Source organism: Spirillospora sp. NPDC000708 (genome assembly GCF_040299565.1).
Classification (GTDB): domain Bacteria; phylum Actinomycetota; class Actinomycetes; order Streptosporangiales; family Streptosporangiaceae; genus Spirillospora.
On record NZ_JBEPCJ010000011.1, the window covers coordinates 1 to 16,927 of the forward strand.

Annotated in this window: 18 protein-coding genes; 7 read left to right on the forward strand and 11 right to left on the reverse strand. The window is 72.9% G+C overall.

Annotated elements, in window-relative coordinates; genetic code table 11:
• The 8 genes from ABT299_RS10500 to ABT299_RS10535 form a co-directional block, all read right to left on the reverse strand.
• On the reverse strand, positions 1-416 hold a 416-nt coding region (locus tag ABT299_RS10500; protein ID WP_500250477.1), incomplete at its 3' end, for an STAS domain-containing protein.
• A gap of 71 nt (positions 417-487) precedes the next feature.
• The gene (locus ABT299_RS10505; protein ID WP_500250478.1) at positions 488-955 is read right to left on the reverse strand and encodes an ATP-binding protein; all 468 of its coding nucleotides are present in this window, start codon (positions 953-955) and stop codon (positions 488-490) included.
• A gap of 81 nt (positions 956-1,036) precedes the next feature.
• Positions 1,037-1,264 (reverse strand): hypothetical protein, encoded by a 228-nt coding sequence (locus ABT299_RS10510; RefSeq protein ID WP_190850402.1) that lies wholly within the window; start codon positions 1,262-1,264, stop codon positions 1,037-1,039.
• An 85-nt stretch (positions 1,265-1,349) separates the two neighbouring features.
• The gene (locus tag ABT299_RS10515; RefSeq protein ID WP_190850404.1) at positions 1,350-1,730 is read right to left on the reverse strand and encodes a hypothetical protein; all 381 of its coding nucleotides are present in this window, start codon (positions 1,728-1,730) and stop codon (positions 1,350-1,352) included.
• Between the two features lie 61 nt (positions 1,731-1,791).
• On the reverse strand, positions 1,792-4,038 hold the full coding sequence (locus tag ABT299_RS10520) for an acyl-CoA dehydrogenase family protein (protein WP_500250479.1): 2,247 nt from the start codon (positions 4,036-4,038) through the stop codon (positions 1,792-1,794).
• On the reverse strand, positions 4,038-4,679 hold the full coding sequence (locus tag ABT299_RS10525) for a carboxymuconolactone decarboxylase family protein (RefSeq protein WP_190850428.1): 642 nt from the start codon (positions 4,677-4,679) through the stop codon (positions 4,038-4,040). Before ABT299_RS10525 ends, ABT299_RS10520 begins: the two co-directional genes overlap by 1 nt.
• Complete coding sequence (locus ABT299_RS10530) at positions 4,663-5,244, reverse strand: VOC family protein (RefSeq protein WP_500250480.1); 582 nt, start codon at positions 5,242-5,244, stop codon at positions 4,663-4,665. Before ABT299_RS10530 ends, ABT299_RS10525 begins: the two co-directional genes overlap by 17 nt.
• A 14-nt stretch (positions 5,245-5,258) precedes the next feature.
• Complete coding sequence (locus ABT299_RS10535; protein ID WP_500250481.1) at positions 5,259-6,782, reverse strand: class I adenylate-forming enzyme family protein; 1,524 nt, start codon at positions 6,780-6,782, stop codon at positions 5,259-5,261.
• Positions 6,783-6,920: 138 nt separating this feature from the next.
• Between ABT299_RS10535 and ABT299_RS10540 the strand changes: the two genes are divergently transcribed.
• The 5 genes from ABT299_RS10540 to ABT299_RS10560 all read left to right on the forward strand — a co-directional run bounded on the left by ABT299_RS10540 (position 6,921) and on the right by ABT299_RS10560 (position 12,171).
• Positions 6,921-7,574: a TetR/AcrR family transcriptional regulator gene (locus tag ABT299_RS10540; RefSeq protein WP_500250482.1), complete on the forward strand. Its 654-nt coding sequence runs from the start codon at positions 6,921-6,923 to the stop codon at positions 7,572-7,574.
• Positions 7,575-7,597: 23 nt separating this feature from the next.
• Positions 7,598-8,008, forward strand: coding sequence for a nuclear transport factor 2 family protein (locus tag ABT299_RS10545; protein ID WP_190850436.1), 411 nt, complete (start codon positions 7,598-7,600; stop codon positions 8,006-8,008).
• Positions 8,005-9,336: a phosphotransferase family protein gene (locus tag ABT299_RS10550; protein ID WP_500250483.1), complete on the forward strand. Its 1,332-nt coding sequence runs from the start codon at positions 8,005-8,007 to the stop codon at positions 9,334-9,336. The genes ABT299_RS10545 and ABT299_RS10550 overlap by 4 nt, the downstream gene beginning before the upstream one ends.
• A 69-nt stretch (positions 9,337-9,405) precedes the next feature.
• Positions 9,406-10,350 carry a hypothetical protein gene (locus ABT299_RS10555; RefSeq protein ID WP_190850441.1) on the forward strand — a complete coding sequence of 315 codons (945 nt, stop codon included), beginning with the start codon at positions 9,406-9,408 and terminating at the stop codon, positions 10,348-10,350.
• A gap of 234 nt (positions 10,351-10,584) precedes the next feature.
• Complete coding sequence (locus ABT299_RS10560; RefSeq protein ID WP_387024332.1) at positions 10,585-12,171, forward strand: purple acid phosphatase family protein; 1,587 nt, start codon at positions 10,585-10,587, stop codon at positions 12,169-12,171.
• 133 nt (positions 12,172-12,304) lie between these two features.
• On the opposite strand, the gene ABT299_RS10565 is transcribed toward ABT299_RS10560, so the two are convergent.
• From ABT299_RS10565 to ABT299_RS10575, 3 genes are all read right to left on the reverse strand, one after another.
• Positions 12,305-12,907, reverse strand: coding sequence for a cysteine hydrolase family protein (locus ABT299_RS10565; protein WP_387024334.1), 603 nt, complete (start codon positions 12,905-12,907; stop codon positions 12,305-12,307).
• Between the two features lie 121 nt (positions 12,908-13,028).
• A complete protein-coding gene (locus ABT299_RS10570; RefSeq protein WP_500250484.1) occupies positions 13,029-14,003 on the reverse strand; it encodes a GlxA family transcriptional regulator in 975 nt (324 codons plus the stop codon).
• A 94-nt stretch (positions 14,004-14,097) separates the two neighbouring features.
• On the reverse strand, positions 14,098-15,033 hold the full coding sequence (locus ABT299_RS10575; RefSeq protein WP_500250485.1) for a hydroxymethylglutaryl-CoA lyase: 936 nt from the start codon (positions 15,031-15,033) through the stop codon (positions 14,098-14,100).
• Between the two features lie 23 nt (positions 15,034-15,056).
• Here ABT299_RS10575 and ABT299_RS10580 point away from each other — a divergent pair, with 23 nt between their 5' ends.
• Together ABT299_RS10580 and ABT299_RS10585 are read left to right on the forward strand one after the other, a co-directional pair.
• Entirely contained in the window at positions 15,057-15,710 is a 654-nt protein-coding gene (locus ABT299_RS10580; protein WP_190850450.1) for a GntR family transcriptional regulator, read from the forward strand.
• The gene (locus ABT299_RS10585) at positions 15,707-16,897 is read left to right on the forward strand and encodes a CaiB/BaiF CoA transferase family protein (protein WP_500250486.1); all 1,191 of its coding nucleotides are present in this window, start codon (positions 15,707-15,709) and stop codon (positions 16,895-16,897) included. Before ABT299_RS10580 ends, ABT299_RS10585 begins: the two co-directional genes overlap by 4 nt.
• Positions 16,898-16,927 lie beyond the last annotated feature (30 nt).

Consider the following 16,927-nt stretch of genomic DNA (forward strand, 5'->3'; position numbering starts at 1 on the left):
CCCTCCGGCCGGCCCCCCCGGCCCCGCCCCGGGCCCCCCCCCCCCCCCGGCCCCCGCCGGCGGCCCCCCCCCCCCCGGCCCCCCCCCGCGACCGCCTGCTCCACGGTCCCGTACATGTCGAACACCCTCGCCAGGTGAGTGACGTCGAAGACCTCCCGCACCCCCGGCGGGCCGCCCGCGAACACCAACTCCCCGTTCAGCGCGCCCAGCCGGCGCGACACCCCGATGAAGACGCCGAGGCCGGTCGAGTCCAGGAACGTCGCCCCGTCGAGATCGATCACCAGCCGCCGCGCGCCGTCCTCGACGAGCCCGAGCAGGAACACCCGCAGCCCCGGACTGCTGCCGACGTCGACATCGCCCGACACGGCCACGATCGTCTGGTCGCCGTAACGGCGCCGGTGCACATTGAAGTCCACCGTATTTGCCTACCAGACGCGCTGCACCGGCCGAAGCGACCCGGCCGTGCGAATGGCGCGGAAATTCCGCGTCAGCCCGCGAACGATTTCTCGAAATGCACGATGGCCCCGTTGCGCTGGACGCGGTCGAGAATGCGGACCTCCTCCGTGCACGCCCGCATCAACTGCAGCCCGCGGCCGTGCTCGGCGCTCGGCGGCGCCGGCGGCGCCGGCGGCGCGTCCCAGACGGCGCGCGTGGCACCGTCCCGCCATCCGGTGTCACCGGTGTCCGCGGTGCTCGCGGCGGTGCTCACGACGGCCCCGCCGTCGATCACCTCCACGACGCACTTCGTGCCGTCCATCCGGGCCCTGACCTCGTAGTCCTTGCCCGCGGTGGCGTGCTGGATGACGTTCGCGCACGCCTCGCCGAGCGCCAGCGCGATATCGGCGCGCACCTCCGGCGGGACGCCGAGACCGCGCAGAGAGGCGTCGAGCGTATGCCTGACCAATGGAGCGCTCTCGGCGTTCCTCGGCAGGGTCATCTCGAGGACGACCTCCATACCATGCGCCTCCGTTCCCTCGCTAGTGGCAAGAATTCCCAGTACCGCACTCCGGAAACTCCGGCCATCCGGCAAGAGTCGCTAGTCGCCCATCGCGGCCATCACCTTCGCGCCCTCGCCGGCCAGCTCGTCCAGCGGGAACCGGGCCAGATCGTGCCGCAGCACGGTCTCCGCCGCCTCCAGCGCGGCCCGCGCGGTGATCATGCAGTTCCCGGCCCGCTCGATCTCGCCGAGCCCGATGCAGTCGAAGGCGACCTGCGCGTCGTGAATCGTCATCCGCAGCTGCCGGACGACCTCGTCCATCCCCATCCGCGTCCCCCCGTCGGCAGATTCACGCCGCATCCTAGGACGCCCGCCCGCCCGCGATCATGATCGCCGCGCGGGGCGGCGGGGCTCAGCCCTCCTCGACCCGTCCGGCCAGCTCGCGGGCCCGCGCGACCTGCGCCTCGTCCATCCCCTTGTAGTCGCAGTCGCGGTGCCGCTCCTCCTGGTCGTCGATCCACCGGGCGTGCGCCTCCCAGGCGGCCTGCTTGCTGATGCCGAGCGCGGCGCCGATCTGCGACCACGACGCGCCCGCCTCGCGCGCCGACCGCACCGCGAGCTGCCGCCCGTACACCGCCTTGCGGGCGATGACCTCGCCGAGCGCGAGCCGCTCCAGCGCCTCCTCGCGCAGGAGCGGCACGTCGCCCATCGTGTCGCGCACCCACAGCTCGTCATGCCGCCCGGCCGCCGTCAGCAGCGTGAACTCTTTCTCGATCCCGTCAGGAGTGATCATGCACCCACCCTGACGTCAACCCACCCTGACGTCAAGCCCCCCTGACGGACCCGCTCCTCGATCAGGCGGGGTGGTTGAGGCGGAGGCCGGGGTAGGGCCAGTTCTCGATCTTGAGGAGGTGGCCGGTGCTGGAGGCCGTGACGTACGCGGTGCGCATGTCGGGGCCGCCCCAGGTGATGTTGGTGATGCCCGGGTCGCCGTCCACGTCGATGTCGACGAACCGGACGAGGTCGCCCTTCGGGCTGACGATCGAGATGCCCGCGTGGACCATCGACGCGACGCAGACGTTGCCGTGCCCGTCGACGCCGAGCGAGTCGAAGTTGACGTAGTCCGGGGCGGTGTAGAGGAAGTTGCCGCCGCCGGAGCCGCCGAGGGAGCGGCCGCCCTTGATCTCGCCGGGGCCGGTGACCTCCCACCACCAGACGCGGGCCGTGTAGGTCTCGCTGACGTACAGGCGGGTGCCGTCCGGCGACAGGCCGATGCCGTTCGGGCCCTCCATGCCGCCGGCGATCTGCTTGATGGACGAGCCGTCCGCCTTGGCGTAGTAGAGGCGGCCCTTGTCGCCGGTGACGCCGTCGCTCTTGCCGTAGTCGGTGAAGTAGATGCCGCCGTGGGCGTCGATCACCAGGTCGTTCGGGCCGCGCAGCGGGACGCCGGCCGCCTCGGTGTAGAGCGTCTCGACGGACCCGTCGGACAGGTCGACGGCCTGGATGCTGCCGCTGGTGTAGTCGTCGGGGATGCCGCCCGCGAAGACGAACCCGCCGACCTCGAAGCGGCGGAGGCCGCCGGAGTTGGCGATGTAGACGCGGCCGTCCGGGCCGAGCGCCGAGCCGTTCGGGCCGCCGCCGGTCGTCGCGGCGATCGAGGTGGTGCCGTCCGGCTTCACGCGGGTGAGGGTGCCGCGGTGGATCTCGACGACCAGCACGTCGCCGTCCGGCAGAACCGTCGGGCCCTCCGGGAACAGCAGCCCGCTCGCCAGCTTGGTGATCTTCATCTTCTTCCCCTTTCGCGGACGGCCGGCGGCGGCCGCCGTCCCTGTGGTGCCGAGGACGGCTGCCGCGCCGGCGCCCGCGAGGAGCGCCCGGCGAGTGATCCTCACGCCATCGCCTGTTCGTCGCGAGGGGGGACCGACCCCCCGCGCCCCCCGGTTCGCTTCGCTCAAGCTCTTGAGTACGCGGCGGGCTGTGCTCTGGATGTGAACCTCGTCGGGGCCGTCGTACAGGCGGGCCTCGCGGGCGTGCCGGTACATGCGCGACAGCGGCAGGTCGTCGGTGAGGCCGGCGGCGCCGTGCACCTGGACGGCCCGGTCGATGACGTTGTGCAGCATCCGCGCCCCGACGACCTTGATCGCGCCGATCTCGATGCGCGCCTGTTCGCCGGCGTCGATCCGCTCGGCGGCCTGGAGCGTGAGCAGCCGGGACGCCTGGATCTCGGTGTAGGAGTCGAACACGTGCTGCTGCATCAGCTGCTTCGCCGACAGCGGCTCGCCGAACGCGACGCGGGTGCCGAGCCGCGCGCACATCAGCTCGAACGCGCGCTGCGCCTGGCCGAGCCAGCGCATGCAGTGGAAGATCCGGCCGGGGCCGAGCCGGTCCTGGGCTATGACGAACCCATGCCCGCGCGGGCCGAGCAGGTGGTCGGCCGGGACGCGGACGTCCTCGTAGGCGACCTCGTAGTGCCCGCCGTTGAGGCCGAGGACGGGCGTCTCCCGCACGATCCGGTACCCCGGCGTGTCCGTCGGCACGATGATCATGCTGAACGCGCGGTGCGGCGCCGTCCCCTCGGGCTCGGTGCGGCACATGACGGTGGTGTAGGCGGCCTGCGCGGCGCCCGTGGTGAACCACTTGCGGCCGGTGATGATCCACTCGTCGCCGTCCAGGACGGCCTTGGTCTGGAGCTGCGTCGGGTCGGAGCCCGCGTGGTCGGGCTCGGTCATCGCGAAGCTCGGCGACACCTCGCCCGCGACCATCGGGGCGAGGTAGCGGTCGCGCCAGCGGGGGCTCGCGTACTTGTGCAGCATCAGCGAGTCCTGGAGCGTGAACGTGCCGAGGGCGAGCTGCCCCCATTCGCTGCGCCCCTGCACCTCGTTGACGTACACGTAGTCGAGGAACGGCAGGCCGCCGCCGCCCAGCTCCTTCGGGTGGCCGAGCGCCCACAGGCCCTCCTTCTTCGCCTCGTCGCGGAGGCGGAGGAGGGTGTCGCGGTCGCCGGCGTTGAGGGCGGGCTCGGCGGGCTCCACGCGCTCGGTCATGAACGCGTGGACGGCGTCGCGGACGCCCCGCACCCGGTCCGGGACGGGGAACAGCATCAGCTGCCCCCGGTGAGGTCGGCGGAGATGTCGCGGTCGCCGTAGCCCTCGGGCGCGGCGACCTCGACGATCGGTTCGGGACGGTCGTCGAACTCCAGCCGCAGCGCGCGGGACATCGTCGCGTGCATCTCGTACATGCAGGTGATGTAGGTCAGCTGCAGGATCTCCTTGTCGGACAGGTGCTTCTGCAGGATCTCGAACACCCGGTCCGGGACGCGGCCGCCGTCGAGGACGAGCCCGTCGGTGTAGGCGAGGACGGCCCGCTCCAGCTCCGAGTAGCAGTCGGCGGTCTGCCAGTGCGGGATCGACTCGATCTTGTCCTCGGACATGCCGAGCGCCCGCATCTGCTTGCAGTGCTGCGAGAACACGAACTGGCTGCCGCGCGCCCACCCGGCCCGGCACTGGCCGAGCTCGCGCAGGACGGGGTCGAGGGAGGCGTTGCGGTAGAGGGCGAAGCCGCGGACGGCGTGCCGGAACACGTCGGGGTCCTGCGCGAACACCGTCCACCAGTCGCCGGGCGAGCCGGTCGCGGTGCCGTGGTCGACGGCCGGGTCGCGGTCGGGGGCGAACAGGTGGTCGTAGAAGAACAGGATGCGTTCGTCGGTGACCTCGGCGCGGGGGATCTCACGCAGACGCGGCATTGCTCTTCTCCTTGGGGGCGGTGCGGTCGGCGGCGGTCTTCGGCGCGTGCGAGACGTCGGACTCGTCGAAGGCGCGGGTCCAGCAGGCGAACTCCAGGAGGATCCCGTCGGGGTCCTGGAAGTAGAACGAGCGGACGAACACGCCCTCGTCGAACGTGGGCGCGACGCCCCATTCGCTGTCGTCGTGGTTGAGGATCGGGCTGACCTCGACGCCCTTCTCCTGCAGCCGCGTCCGGTACTCCTCGAACTTCTCGACCGGGACGTGGAACGCGACGTGGTTCATCGACCCGACGGCGCTGAGCAGCTCGCCCTGCTCGGGGCGGGTCTTCGGCGCGGAGATGCCGGGGACGCCGTCCGGCGCGTCCGGGAACCAGAAGAACGCGACGCAGTCGCCGCCGCCGCAGTCGAAGAAGAAGTGCTGCCCCATCCCGGCGGGCAGGTCGAGGGTCTTGATCAGCGGCATCCCGAGGACGCCGGAGTAGAAGTCGATCGTGCGCTGCATGTCGGACGAGACGAGCGCGAGGTGGTTGATCCCACCGAGTTCGAACTCTTTGTTCGCGGGCATTCGGGGTGCCTCCTTCAGAGGGGAGCGGCGTAGCGGGCGCGCAGGTCGCGCTTGAGGACCTTCCCCGCGACGTTGCGCGGGAGCTCGTCGACCACCTCGACGCGGCGGGGGACCTTGTAGCCGCCGAGGTGCTCGCGGGCGAAGGCGATGACGTCGCCGGGGGCGGCGGACGCGCCGGGCCGCAGCACGACGGCGGCGCAGACGGCCTCGCCCCAGCGCGGGTCGGGGACGCCGAAGACGGCCGCGTCGGCGACGTCGGGGTGCCGGTACAGGACCTGCTCGACCTCGCGGGAGGCGACGTTCTCGCCGCCCGTGATGATCATGTCCTTGATCCGGTCCACGATGTAGACCATGCCCTCGGCGTCGCGCCGGACAACGTCGCCGGTGCGGAACCAGCCGTCCCGGAACGCCTCGGCGGTCAGCTCGGGCTCGCGCCAGTAGCCGCGCATCACCTGGTCGCAGCGGACGACCATCTCGCCGGGCTCGCCGGGCGGGACGTCGGTGAACTCCGGGTCGACGATCCGGATGTCGGCGAGGTCCATGACGCGTCCGGCGGCGGCGAGCAGGTGGGTCTCGCCGGCGGCGGCGCGGCGGTGCTCGGCGGTCCCGAAGTACAGGATGTTGCCGCCGAGCTCGCTCATGCCGAAGCCCTGGTAGAAGTCGCAGCCGAGGACGTCCATGCCGCGCCGCAGCACCTCGGCGGGGATCGCGGACGCGCCGTACCCGATCGCCTCCAGCGTGCCGAGGTCGTGGTCCTCGATGCCGGGGTGGCCCAGCAGGAACGCGATCATGGTCGGGGCGAGGCCGGTCTGGGTGACCTTCCAGTCGGCGACGAGCCGCAGGAACGTCTCGTTGTCGTAGGAGCGGACGATCCCGACGGTGGCCGAGCGCAGGTGGTTGACGAGGACCGCGTACCCGCCGACGTGGCAGAGCGGGAAGCAGAACAGGAAGACGCTCTCGTCGGGGATCTCCCACTGCGACGCCGAGCTGATCACGCCCGTGATCAGGTTGCGGTGGCTGAGCATGACGCCCTTGGGTGCGCCGGTCGTCCCGCTGGTGTAGACGAGCCAGGCGATGGAGTCCTCGTCGGGGCGGGGCGGCTCGGTCGCGTCCGCCCCGGCGACGAGGTCGGCGTAGCCACGGTCGCCGCCGCCGTCCAGCCCGACGACGACCTTCACGCCGGGCATCTCGTGCCGGTGCTCGGTCATCGCGTCGAGGTACTCGCCGCTGACGATCAGCACGGAGGCCTGCGCGTGCTCGACGAGCGCGGTGATCTCGGACGGGTGGAGCCGGTGGTTGAGGAACGTCAGCGCCATCCCGGCGGCGGGGACGGCGTAGTACAGGTCGACGTACTCGGGCCGGTTGCCCGACAGCACGGCGATGCGGTCGCCGGGCTCGGCGAGGGTCCGGAGCGCGTTGGCGGCCCGGCGGACCCGGTCGCGCAGCTCCGCGTACCCGATCGCCCGGTCCTCGAACCGGAGGGCGGTGCGGTCCGGGTGCTTGCGGGCCGCGTACTCGACGATGTCGCTGATCAGCATGGACGCTCCGGCACGACGCCTCCCCGAAGTTGACTTGACAGTCATATCAAGTTGCTCGATGCTCGGATACTGTTCCTGCGAACATCGGCTTGTCAAGCCCCCGGGCGGGGCGGCGGCCCTCGGCGAAAGGAACCACGGATGGCGGACACGGGTGCCGGCGAGAGCCCGCAGGCGCCGCTGACCGAGCGCGGCGCCCGCACCAGGGAGCGCCTCATCGCGGCGGCCCGCGAGGTCTTCGAGGAGCGCGGCTTCCTCGACACCCGGGTCGCGCACATCGCCCGGCACGCCAAGGTGGCCTACGGCTCCTTCTACACGTACTTCCCGTCCAAGGAGGCCGTCTTCCTGGAGGTCGCCGACCGGCTCTTCGAGGACATGACGCGGCACTCCTTCACCCCCGGCGCCGACTCCGCGCCCGGCACCGACTCCACCGAGCCCGCGGCGCGCGTCCGCCGCGCCAACCGCGCCTACTACGAGGCGTACCGGCGCAACGCGAAGATGATGGCGATCATCGAGCAGGTCTCCACGTTCAACGAGGAGTTCCAGGAGATGCGGCGCAAGCACCGCGCCGAGTCCGTCAGGCGGTCCGCGCGGGCGATCGAGCGCTGGCAGCGCGCCGGGCTCGTCGACCCCGACCTCGACCCGGAGATGACGGCGCGCGCGCTCGCCGCGATGGTCGACCACTCGCTGTACCTATGGCTCGTCCAGGGCGACGACACGTCCGACACCGAGCGGCTCCTGGACACCCTCGACGCCCTCAACGTCCGGGCCCTCGGCCTGCGTTCCACCCCCTGAGAACTCCCCCGAAGGAGACCCGCGTGCACGAGGAACTCGCCGACCGCTTCATCGCCGCCATCACCGGCGGCGACGTCGACACGCTCCGCTCCCTCTACGCGCCCGGCGCGCTGATCTGGCACAACGGGCCCGGCGCCGGCGGCGGCTCCGAGCAGAGCGTGGACGACAACCTCCGCACGCTGCGCTGGCTGTCGCGCAACCTCCGCGACTTCCGCTACGAGGAGATCCGCCGCGACGCGCTGCCCGGCGGGTACGTCCAGCGGCACGTCCTGCGCGGGACGCTCCCCGACGGGACGCCCCTGGAGATGGCCGCGTGCCTGTTCGTCACCGTGGACGGCTCCGGGCGCATCGCGCGCATCGAGGAGTACGCCGACACCCGCGGCAGCGACCCGCTGCGCGACCTCGCCGCCGCCCAGCGCGCGGCCCGCGCGTGACCGCGCTGGAGTCCGCGCTCGCCGCCCGGCTCGGCGCGGACGTCACCGGCCTGCACCGGCTGTCCGGCGGCGCGAGCCGCGAGACCTGGTCGTTCGACGCGGGCGGGCGCGCCCTGATCCTGCGCCGCGACCCCCCGTCGTCGCCCGACCCGGACGCGATGGCGCGCGAGGCCGCGCTGCTGGCGTCCGCCGCCCGCGCCGGCGTCCCCGTCCCGTCGCTGGTCGACCACGGCGACGACCTCGCCGGCACCCCGTTCCTGATCATGGAGCGGCTGTCCGGCGAGACGATCCCGCGCCGGCTGCTGCGCGACGAGGCGTTCGCCGCCGTCCGGCCCCGGCTGGCCCGCGACCTCGGCGGCGTCCTCGCACGCCTGCACACGATGGAGCCCGTCCCCGGCCTGCCGGACGACGACCCGCTCGCCGCGATCATCGCCTACTACGAGGCGTTCGACGAGCCGCGCCCCGCCGTCGAGCTGGCGCTGCGCTGGCTGCGCGAGAACCGGCCCGCCGCGTCCGGCCGCCGCGCGGTCGTGCACGGCGACTTCCGCAACGGCAACCTGATGATCGCTCCGGACGGCGTCACCGGCGTCCTGGACTGGGAGCTCGCCCACGTCGGCGACCCCGCCGAGGACCTCGGCTGGCTCTGCGTGAAGGCGTGGCGGTTCGGCTCCCCGCACCCCGCCGGCGGGTTCGGCTCCCGCGAGGACCTCCTCGCCGGGTACGCCGACGCGGGCGGCACCCCGCCCGCCCCGGAGGAACTGCGCTGGTGGGAGGTCTACGGCACGCTCCGCTGGACGATCCTCTGCCGCCACCAGGCCGAACGCTTCCTCAGCGGCTCCGACACGTCCATCGAGTACGCCGTGCTGGGCCGGAAGGTCTGCGAGCAGGAGCACGACATGCTGCTCGCGCTCGGCCTGACGTCGCCCGTCACCGTCGAGGACCCGCTCGCGGCGGCAGCGGGGACGGCAGCGGGGACGGCAGCGGGTTCGGCGCCGCACGACCGGCCCGGCGCGTCCGCGCTGATCGACGCCGTCGGCGCCTTCCTGCTGGAGGCCGAGCAGCCCGACGAGCGGCTGCGCTTCCACGCCCGCGTCGCCGCGTCCGCCCTGCGCATCGCGCGCCGCGAGCTGCTGCTGGGCGAGGCCCACGGGGCCGCGCACGCCGCCCGCCTGGCGAAACTCGGCTGCGCGTCCGACGCCGACCTGGCGGCCGCCATCCGCGAAGGCACGCTCGACGACCGCCGGGAGGAGGTGGTCGCCGCGATCCGCGCCTCGATCGTCGACAAGCTCGCCGTGTCCAATCCGCGCCACCTCGCGCTTCCCGGCTGACACCGGAAAGTTATCCACATTCGGATAACCCCTTGTGGACGGCCGAGCGGCTCGTGGAGGATTTTCCACGTGACGCCACGAGTGGTGCTCGATCCCGACATTCCCGAGAAGGCCCGCGCGGTGCTCGCGGCCAACGCGCGCCTGCTGCCGCATCCGTCCGTGCCGCCGCCCCGCCCGCGTCTCGGCGGGCGGGGCGCCGGCACGGTCGCGCTGGCCGCGTTCCAGGCGCCGATCTGGGTCTACCTGCCCGTCCTCGCCTGCTGGCAGTACGGGAAGCGCGCGAAGATCGCCGGCATCGTCGCCGAAGCCGTGGTCATCGCCCCGATCGCCGTGGCCGGCTTCTACGGGATGGCCGTCAACATCCTTCTCGGCCTGCCGCTCCAGATCATCGCCTTCATCGCCGTCCTCGTCCTCTCCGGCGAACCCGAACTGCCGAAACTGATCCGCCGCCACAAGGACCGCTACGTCCGCCCCGAGGATCTCAACGGCCCCGCGCCCGCCCTTCTCGGCCGCGCGCAGGCGGCCGTCGACACCGTGATCCGGTCCGAGGTCAACCGGCAGGGCCTCCTGGACGAGGTGCGGAACACGGTGACCCTTCCCCGGCAGCTCTGGGACGTCGCCCGGACGCTCGCCGAGCTGAGCCACCTGCACGCCGAGCAGGAGCAGAAGACGATGGGGCTCACCACGCCGCGCGTCGTCGAGGCGCTGCGCCCCCAGCGCAAGGCCCTGAACCTGGCGACCGAGTCCGTCATCAAGCGCGTCGAGGCGCTCGAACGCTACGCCGCGCGCGCACGGGCCGCCGACCAGGCGCTGCTCGAACTGCGCGCCCTCCAGAACCTGGCCGAAGGCAACGACGCCTACCGCGACCTGCTCGCCCGCACGGTCCGCGACGACCTGGCCATCGCCGAGATCGACGACCTGACCGAGCGGGCACGGCGGATCGAGGAGGCCCTCCATGACAGCGTCGAACAAGCCCGCAAGGCGGGCCTCTCGCTGGTACCCGAAGCGAGCTGACCCCCGCCCCGCCCACCGCATGCCGGACGGGATCACCATCCTCGGCGCCGCCATCCTGACGCTCCAGATCCTCTTCTGGCTCTACGCCATCGCCTCGTAGCGGCCGCTCAGGGCCGTGCGGGCGCCGCGACCTGCGGGGCCTCGCCCAACGGTGATCCTTTCGCCGGAGACCGTACGCCCGGCGTTCATGTCGTGGACGCCCGGGCGCACGAATCGTTCGCCACCCTCACGAACGTGAACACTCCTCGAATGGGCATCCCCCAGCGGCTCGCCGAGCGCATGAGCATGGCGGAGCAGCACGAGTACCTGCAGTCCAAGTTCTCCCGCCGGGGCCTGCTGCGCGGCGGCGCGGTCGCCGCCGGCTCCCTCGCCGCCGGCGGCCTGCTCACCGGCACCGCGAGCGCGTCGGCCCCGGCCGCGCCTCCCCTCCTCGCCCCCTCCCCCGAGCACGTCGACGGCTCGCTCGTCGCGCCGATCGGCCGGCACCTCGCGTTCGGCGCCGACCCGCGGACGCAGATGACCGTGTCGTGGCAGGTCCCCGTCCCGGTGAAGAAGCCGTTCCTGCGCATCGGCACGCACCCGTGGAACCTCTCGCAGCGCATCGCGGCGGAGGTCCGCAGCCTGCACACGCCGGCCGGCGTCGGGTCGAGCCCCGACTTCACCCAGTACTACCTGCACGTCCAGCTCGACCGGCTGCACCCCGGCACGACCTACTACTACGGCGTGGGGCACGACGGCTTCGACCCGGCCAGCTCGCACCTGGCCGGGACGATCGGGACGTTCACCACGGCCCCGGCGCGGTCGTCGAAGTTCACCTTCACCGCGTTCGGCGACCAGGGCGTCAGCTACCACGCGCTCGCCAACGACAGCCTGATCCTCGGCCAGAACCCGGCGTTCCACCTGCACGCGGGCGACATCTGCTACGCCGACCCGTCCGGATCGGGCCAGACGAGCGACACCTTCGACGTCCGGGTGTGGGACCAGTTCCTCGCCCAGACAGAGACGGTCGCCAAGCAGGTGCCGTGGATGGTCGGGTACGGCAACCACGACATGGAGGCCTGGTTCTCGCCCAACGGGTACGGCGGCGAGGAGGCCCGCTTCCAGCTCCCCGGGAACGGTCCAGACCCGAAGAACCTGCCGGGCGTGTACACGTTCGTCTACGGCAACACCGCGGTCGTCTCGCTGGACGCCAACGACGTCTCCTACGAGATCCCCGCCAACCAGGGCCTGTCCAAGGGGAAGCAGACGGTGTGGCTGGAGGCGCAGCTCAAGTCGCTGCGGGCCCGGCGCGGCATCGACTTCATCGTGGTGTTCTTCCACCACTGCGCGTTCTCCACCACCAACCAGCACGCCTCGGAGGGCGGCGCGCGCGACGCGTGGGTGCCGCTGTTCGAGAAGTACCAGGTCGACCTGGTCGTGAACGGGCACAACCACGTCTACGAGCGCACGGACGCCATCAAGGGCAACGCGGTCGGCCGGCAGGTGCCGATCGGCGGCACGGCCCGTCCGGAGAGCGACGGCGTGGTGTACGTGACGGCGGGCGGCGCGGGCAGGAGCCTGTACAGCTTCCCGGTGCCGGACTCCTACGAGGGCAACGAGAAGCCGCTCGACTCCGTGGCCACCTACGTGTGGGACAAGGGCGGCAACAAGGTGCCGGAGACGGTGCACTGGTCGCGTGTGCGGTTCACCGGCTACTCGTTCATCCGGGTGGACGTGACGCCGGCGCCGCGCGGCCGGACCTCGACGCTGTCCGTCCGGGCGCTGGCCGAGAACGGCACCGAGATCGACCGCTTCACGATCGCCCGTCCCTCCCGCGCCTGACGGCCGCACCGGCCTCCGCGCCCCCTCGTCCGGGCGACCGCTCCGCCCGGACGACCGCCCCGCCCCGCCGGCCCGCCCCGGCAAGGCGGGGCCGCTCGACGGGGCAGGGAGCGGCGCCGTCCGGCGCGACCGGTCAGCCGGGCAGGTCGGCCTCGCGGGCGGCGACCAGGCCGAACAGGTCGCCGATCGTGGTGAGCGCGGCGGCGTGCAGGGCGTCCGCCGCGATCGGCGCGCCGTCCGGGCCCGCCAGCGGACGCGTCGCGCACGCCTCCGCCACGACGGTGGGACGGTAGCCGAGGTTGAAGGCGCCCTCGGCGGTGAACTGGACGCACATGTGGGTCATGAACCCCGCCAGCACCAGGTCGGGTCCCGCGTCGAGGCGGCGCAGCACGTCGAGCAGGCCGGTGTCGTGGAAGGAGTTCGGGAACCGCTTCACCACGACCGGCTCGCCGTCCCGGGGTGCGACGGGCTCGGCGACCTGCCCGATCTCTGCGCGGACGTCGTAGGGGGTTCCCTCGCCGCCGTCGTTGACGACGTGCACCACCGGCGTCCCGGCGGCACGGGCGCGGGCGAGCAGCCGGGACGCGGCGTCCAGCGCGCGGTCGGCGCCGGGCAGCGCCATGACGCCGGTCCGGTAGGTGTTCTGGAAGTCGATCATGATCAGGGTGGCGGCGGGCAGCGCGGGCAGCGCGCCGTCCAGGCCGATCACGTCGCGCAGGGTCGTCGAAACGGTCATCTCGTCCTCCTGGAATGCGGGATGCGGGGATGCGGATAAAAGGGAATGCGGAAATCGGGCAGGGCCGAGCACCGGCCTCACCGGCCGGGACGTGGTGAACGGGTAAGGGGGAACAGGCAGGTCAGGCGGCGGTGCGGAACCGCCTCCGGTAGGCCGCCGGGGTCGTGCCGAGCCGCCGCCGGAACGCCCGGTGCAGCGTCTCCACCGAGCCGAGGCCGCACGCGGCGGCGACCCGGTCGAGCGGCTCGTCGGTGCCCTCCAGCAGCCGCCGCGCCGCCTCCACCCGCGTGGCCTCGACGTAGGCCGCCGGGGTGGCGCCGGTCTCCCTGCGGAAGACGCGGGTGAAGTGCCGCTCACTGAGGCACATCCGGTCGGCGAGCGCCGCCGCCGACAGGTCCGCGGCCGGGTTGGCGGTGATCCACGCGCGCAGCTCGTCGATGTCGCGGCGCTCGGCGGGCGCCTGCCACAGCGGGACGCTGAACTGGCTCTGCCCGCCCTGCCGCTTGAGGTACATGACGAGCTGCCGGGCGACCTTCAGCGCGAGGCGTTCGCCGTGGTCCTCGGCGACGAGGGCGAGCGCGAGGTCCATGCACGCGCTGATCCCGGCGCCCGTCCAGACGTTCCCCGACCGGACGTAGATCGGGTCGGGGTCCACGACGACGTCGGGGTGGTCGGCGGCGAGCCGGTCAGCGGTGGCCCAGTGCGTCGTCGCCGTCCGGCCCGCGAGCAGGCCCGCCGCCGCGAGCAGGTGCGCGCCGACGCAGACGGACGCGACGCGGCGGGCGTGCCGGGCGGTGCCGGCGATCCAGTCGACCAGGTCGGGATCGATCACCGGCGCGCCGGCGCGGTCCACGGCGCCGGGCACCACGAGCGTGCCGACCTGGTCGCCGACCTGGTCGAACGTCAGGTCGGTGGCGAGCCGGACGCCGGCGCTGGTGCGCACCTGGCCGCCGTCCGGCCCGGCGAGCAGCACCTCGTAGGGCGTGCCGCCGGACATCTCCCGGTTCGCGACCGCGAACACCTCCGCGGGCCCGGTGACGTCGAGGAGGTCGACGTCGGGGAACACGGCGATGACGACACGGTGCGGAGCGGACATGCCTCCATTGTCACGGGCGGTCGCCATGACCACCATGACCAGGTTCTGGCATATCCGGACATCGCAGGCCCGCGCGGGCGGTCGCGGGGGTGCGTCAGGGGTAGCCGCCGGCGCGGCCGAGGAGGGCGGGGGCGGGCGTGCCGAGCAGGTCCGCGAGCCAGGTGCCGGTCTCGGCGACGGCGTCCATGTCGATGCCGGTCTCGACACCGGAGCGGTGGAGGGCGTAGAGCAGGTCCTCGGTGGCGATGTTGCCGGTGGCGGCGGGCGCGAACGGGCAGCCCCCGAAGCCGCCGGTGCTGGCGTCGAGGGTGGTGACGCCGAGGTCGACGGCCGTGAGCGCGTTGGCGTAGCCGGTGTTGCGGGTGTTGTGGAAGTGGAAGCGCAGCGGCGTGCCGGGCGCGGCCGCGCGGACGCGGGCGGTCAGGTCGCGGACCTGCGCGGGGACGCCGACGCCGATCGTGTCGGCGATCGCGATCTCGAAGGCGCCGGCGGCGTGCGCGCGGCGGGCGATCTCGGCGACGCGCTCCGGGGGCGTCTCGCCCTCGAAGGGGCAGCCGAACGCGACCGCGATGGTGACGCCCGCGGGGACGCCCGCGTCGTGCGCGGCGGCGGCGATGCCGTCCCAGGCGTCCAGCATCTCGGCCATGGTGCTGCCCTGGTTGCGCACGGAGAACGTGTCGGACGCGACGAGCACGACGTTCACCTCGTCCACGCCCGCGTCGAGGGCCCGGTCGAGGCCGCGCCGGTTGAGCACGAGGCCGCTGTAGGAGACGCCGTCGCGGCGCGGGACGCCCGCCATGACCTCCTCGGCGCCCGCCATCTGCGGGACGCGCTTGGGGTTGACGAACGAGACGGCCTCGATGCGGCGGGCGCCCGCGTCCACGCAGCGGGCGATGAAGGCGATCCGGTCGTCCGGGGCGAGCACGCGGGCTTCGTTCTGCAGCCCGTCGCGGGGGCCCACTTCGAGGACTGTTGTATGCAACTCCGCCTCCAGCTTGCGAGTTTCGACCCTGATGTGACTATATTGCATGCAATCGGCATGGAGGAGGGGCGATGGCACGGGCGACCGACACGGCCTACGACGCGGTCCGCCGGATGATCCTCTCCGGCGAGGCGGCCGCCGGCAGCAGGCTCGGCGAGGCGGAGCTCGCCGAGACGCTCGGGCTGTCCCGCACGCCCGTCCGGGAGGCGCTGCAGCGGCTCGGCGCGGACGGGCTCGTCGAGGTGCTGCCGCACCGCGGGGCACGGGTCGTCCAGTGGACGCGGCGGGACCTGGAGGAGATCTTCGAGCTCCGGTCGCTGCTGGAGCCCTACGCGGCGGCGCGCGCGGCCCGTCTGGCGCCCGGCGAGGACGTCCTGGCGGACCTGCTCGGCCAGTGCGACGCGATGGAGGCGGCGGTCGCGGCCGGCGACCTCCCCCGCGTCGCGCAGCTGAACTCGCTGTTCCACGCCGCCGTCATCGACGCCTCCCGCAACCGGCGGCTCCCGGCGATGCTGACGTCGGTCATGCACGCGCCCCTGATCGTCGGGACGTTCCGCCGCTACGACGCCGGCGAGATGGCCCGCAGCATGAACCACCACCGCGAGCTGGTCGCCGCGATGGCCGCCGGCGACCCCGACTGGGCCGAATCGGTGATGCGCGCCCACATCCGCGCCGCCGCGGCCAACCTGACCCACGACGCGAACGAGGCGGAGGAAGAACGATGACAGGTGCGCTGGGAGACCTCCGGGTCGTGGAGATGGGCCAGCTGCTCGCCGGCCCCTTCTGCGGCCAGCTGCTCGGCGACTTCGGCGCCGAGGTCGTCAAGATCGAGCCGCCGGGGGCCGGGGACCCGATGCGCGAGTGGGGCCGGGAGAAGCCGCACGGGATGTCGCTGTGGTGGCCGATCCTCGCCCGCAACAAGAAGTCGGTGACGCTGAACCTGCGCACGCCGGAGGGCCAGGCCCTCGCCCGGAAGATCATCGCGCAGGCCGACGTGCTGGTGGAGAACTTCCGCCCCGGCACGCTGGAGCGCTGGGGGCTCGCGCCCGCCGACCTGCAGAGGGAGAACCCGCGGCTGATCATCACCCGGGTCACCGGCTACGGGCAGGACGGCCCGTACGCGCCGCGCGCGGGGTTCGGCTCGATCGGCGAGGCGATGGGCGGCATCCGGTACGTCACCGGCGACCCCGACAAGCCGCCGTCCCGGGCGGGCATCTCGCTGGGCGACGAGCTGGCCGGCACGTTCGCCGCGCTCGGCACCCTCGTCGCCCTGCACGCCCGGCACCGGACGGGCCGCGGCCAGATCGTCGACTCGGCCCTCTACGAGGCGGTGCTCGCGCTGATGGAGTCGCTCGTCCCGGAATGGGAGATCGCGGGCTACCAGCGGGAGCGCACCGGGTCCGTGCTGCCGAACATCGCGCCGTCCAACGTCTACCCCACGCTGGACGGGCCCGTCCTCATCGCCGCGAACCGCGACACGATCTGGCGGCGGCTCGCCGTGCTGATGGGCCGTCCCGAGCTGGCGGACGACGAGCGGTACGCGACGCACGGCGCGCGCGGCACCAACGCCGAGGAGCTGGACGAGCTGATCGGCGCGTGGACGGCGGGCCAGAGCTCCGACGCGCTGCTGGAGCTGCTGCACGAGAACGGCATCCCGGCCGGGCTCACCTACCGCGCGAAGGACATGCTGGCGGACCCGCACTACAAGGCCCGGGAGGCGATCATCCGGATGGCGCACCCGGACTTCGGCGACTTCCCGATGCACAACGTGTTCCCGAAGCTGTCCGACACCCCGGGCGAGGTGCGGACGCTCGGCCCGTCCCTCGGCCAGCACAACGCCGAGGTCTACGGCGAGCTGCTCGGCCTGTCCGCCGACGAGATCACGTCACTGGAGTCGGCCGGCACCATCTGACCGGCGGGCGCCCCGCCCGGCCCCTGGCAG

Bases quoted from the DNA above. Each gene is read 5' to 3' on its own strand.
- ABT299_RS10505 (WP_500250478.1), bottom strand. From the start codon at position 955: ATGGAGGTCGTCCTCGAGATGACCCTGCCGAGGAACGCCGAGAGCGCT.
- ABT299_RS10510 (WP_190850402.1), bottom strand. From the start codon at position 1,264: ATGGGGATGGACGAGGTCGTCCGGCAGCTGCGGATGACGATTCACGAC.
- ABT299_RS10515 (WP_190850404.1), bottom strand. From the start codon at position 1,730: ATGATCACTCCTGACGGGATCGAGAAAGAGTTCACGCTGCTGACGGCG.
- ABT299_RS10520 (WP_500250479.1), bottom strand. From the start codon at position 4,038: ATGCTGTTCCCCGTCCCGGACCGGGTGCGGGGCGTCCGCGACGCCGTC.
- ABT299_RS10525 (WP_190850428.1), bottom strand. From the start codon at position 4,679: ATGCCGCGTCTGCGTGAGATCCCCCGCGCCGAGGTCACCGACGAACGC.
- ABT299_RS10530 (WP_500250480.1), bottom strand. From the start codon at position 5,244: ATGCCCGCGAACAAAGAGTTCGAACTCGGTGGGATCAACCACCTCGCG.
- ABT299_RS10535 (WP_500250481.1), bottom strand. From the start codon at position 6,782: ATGCTGATCAGCGACATCGTCGAGTACGCGGCCCGCAAGCACCCGGAC.
- ABT299_RS10540 (WP_500250482.1), top strand. From the start codon at position 6,921: ATGGCGGACACGGGTGCCGGCGAGAGCCCGCAGGCGCCGCTGACCGAG.
- ABT299_RS10565 (WP_387024334.1), bottom strand. From the start codon at position 12,907: ATGACCGTTTCGACGACCCTGCGCGACGTGATCGGCCTGGACGGCGCG.
- ABT299_RS10570 (WP_500250484.1), bottom strand. From the start codon at position 14,003: ATGTCCGCTCCGCACCGTGTCGTCATCGCCGTGTTCCCCGACGTCGAC.
- ABT299_RS10575 (WP_500250485.1), bottom strand. From the start codon at position 15,033: ATGCAATATAGTCACATCAGGGTCGAAACTCGCAAGCTGGAGGCGGAG.
- ABT299_RS10580 (WP_190850450.1), top strand. From the start codon at position 15,057: ATGGCACGGGCGACCGACACGGCCTACGACGCGGTCCGCCGGATGATC.
- ABT299_RS10585 (WP_500250486.1), top strand. From the start codon at position 15,707: ATGACAGGTGCGCTGGGAGACCTCCGGGTCGTGGAGATGGGCCAGCTG.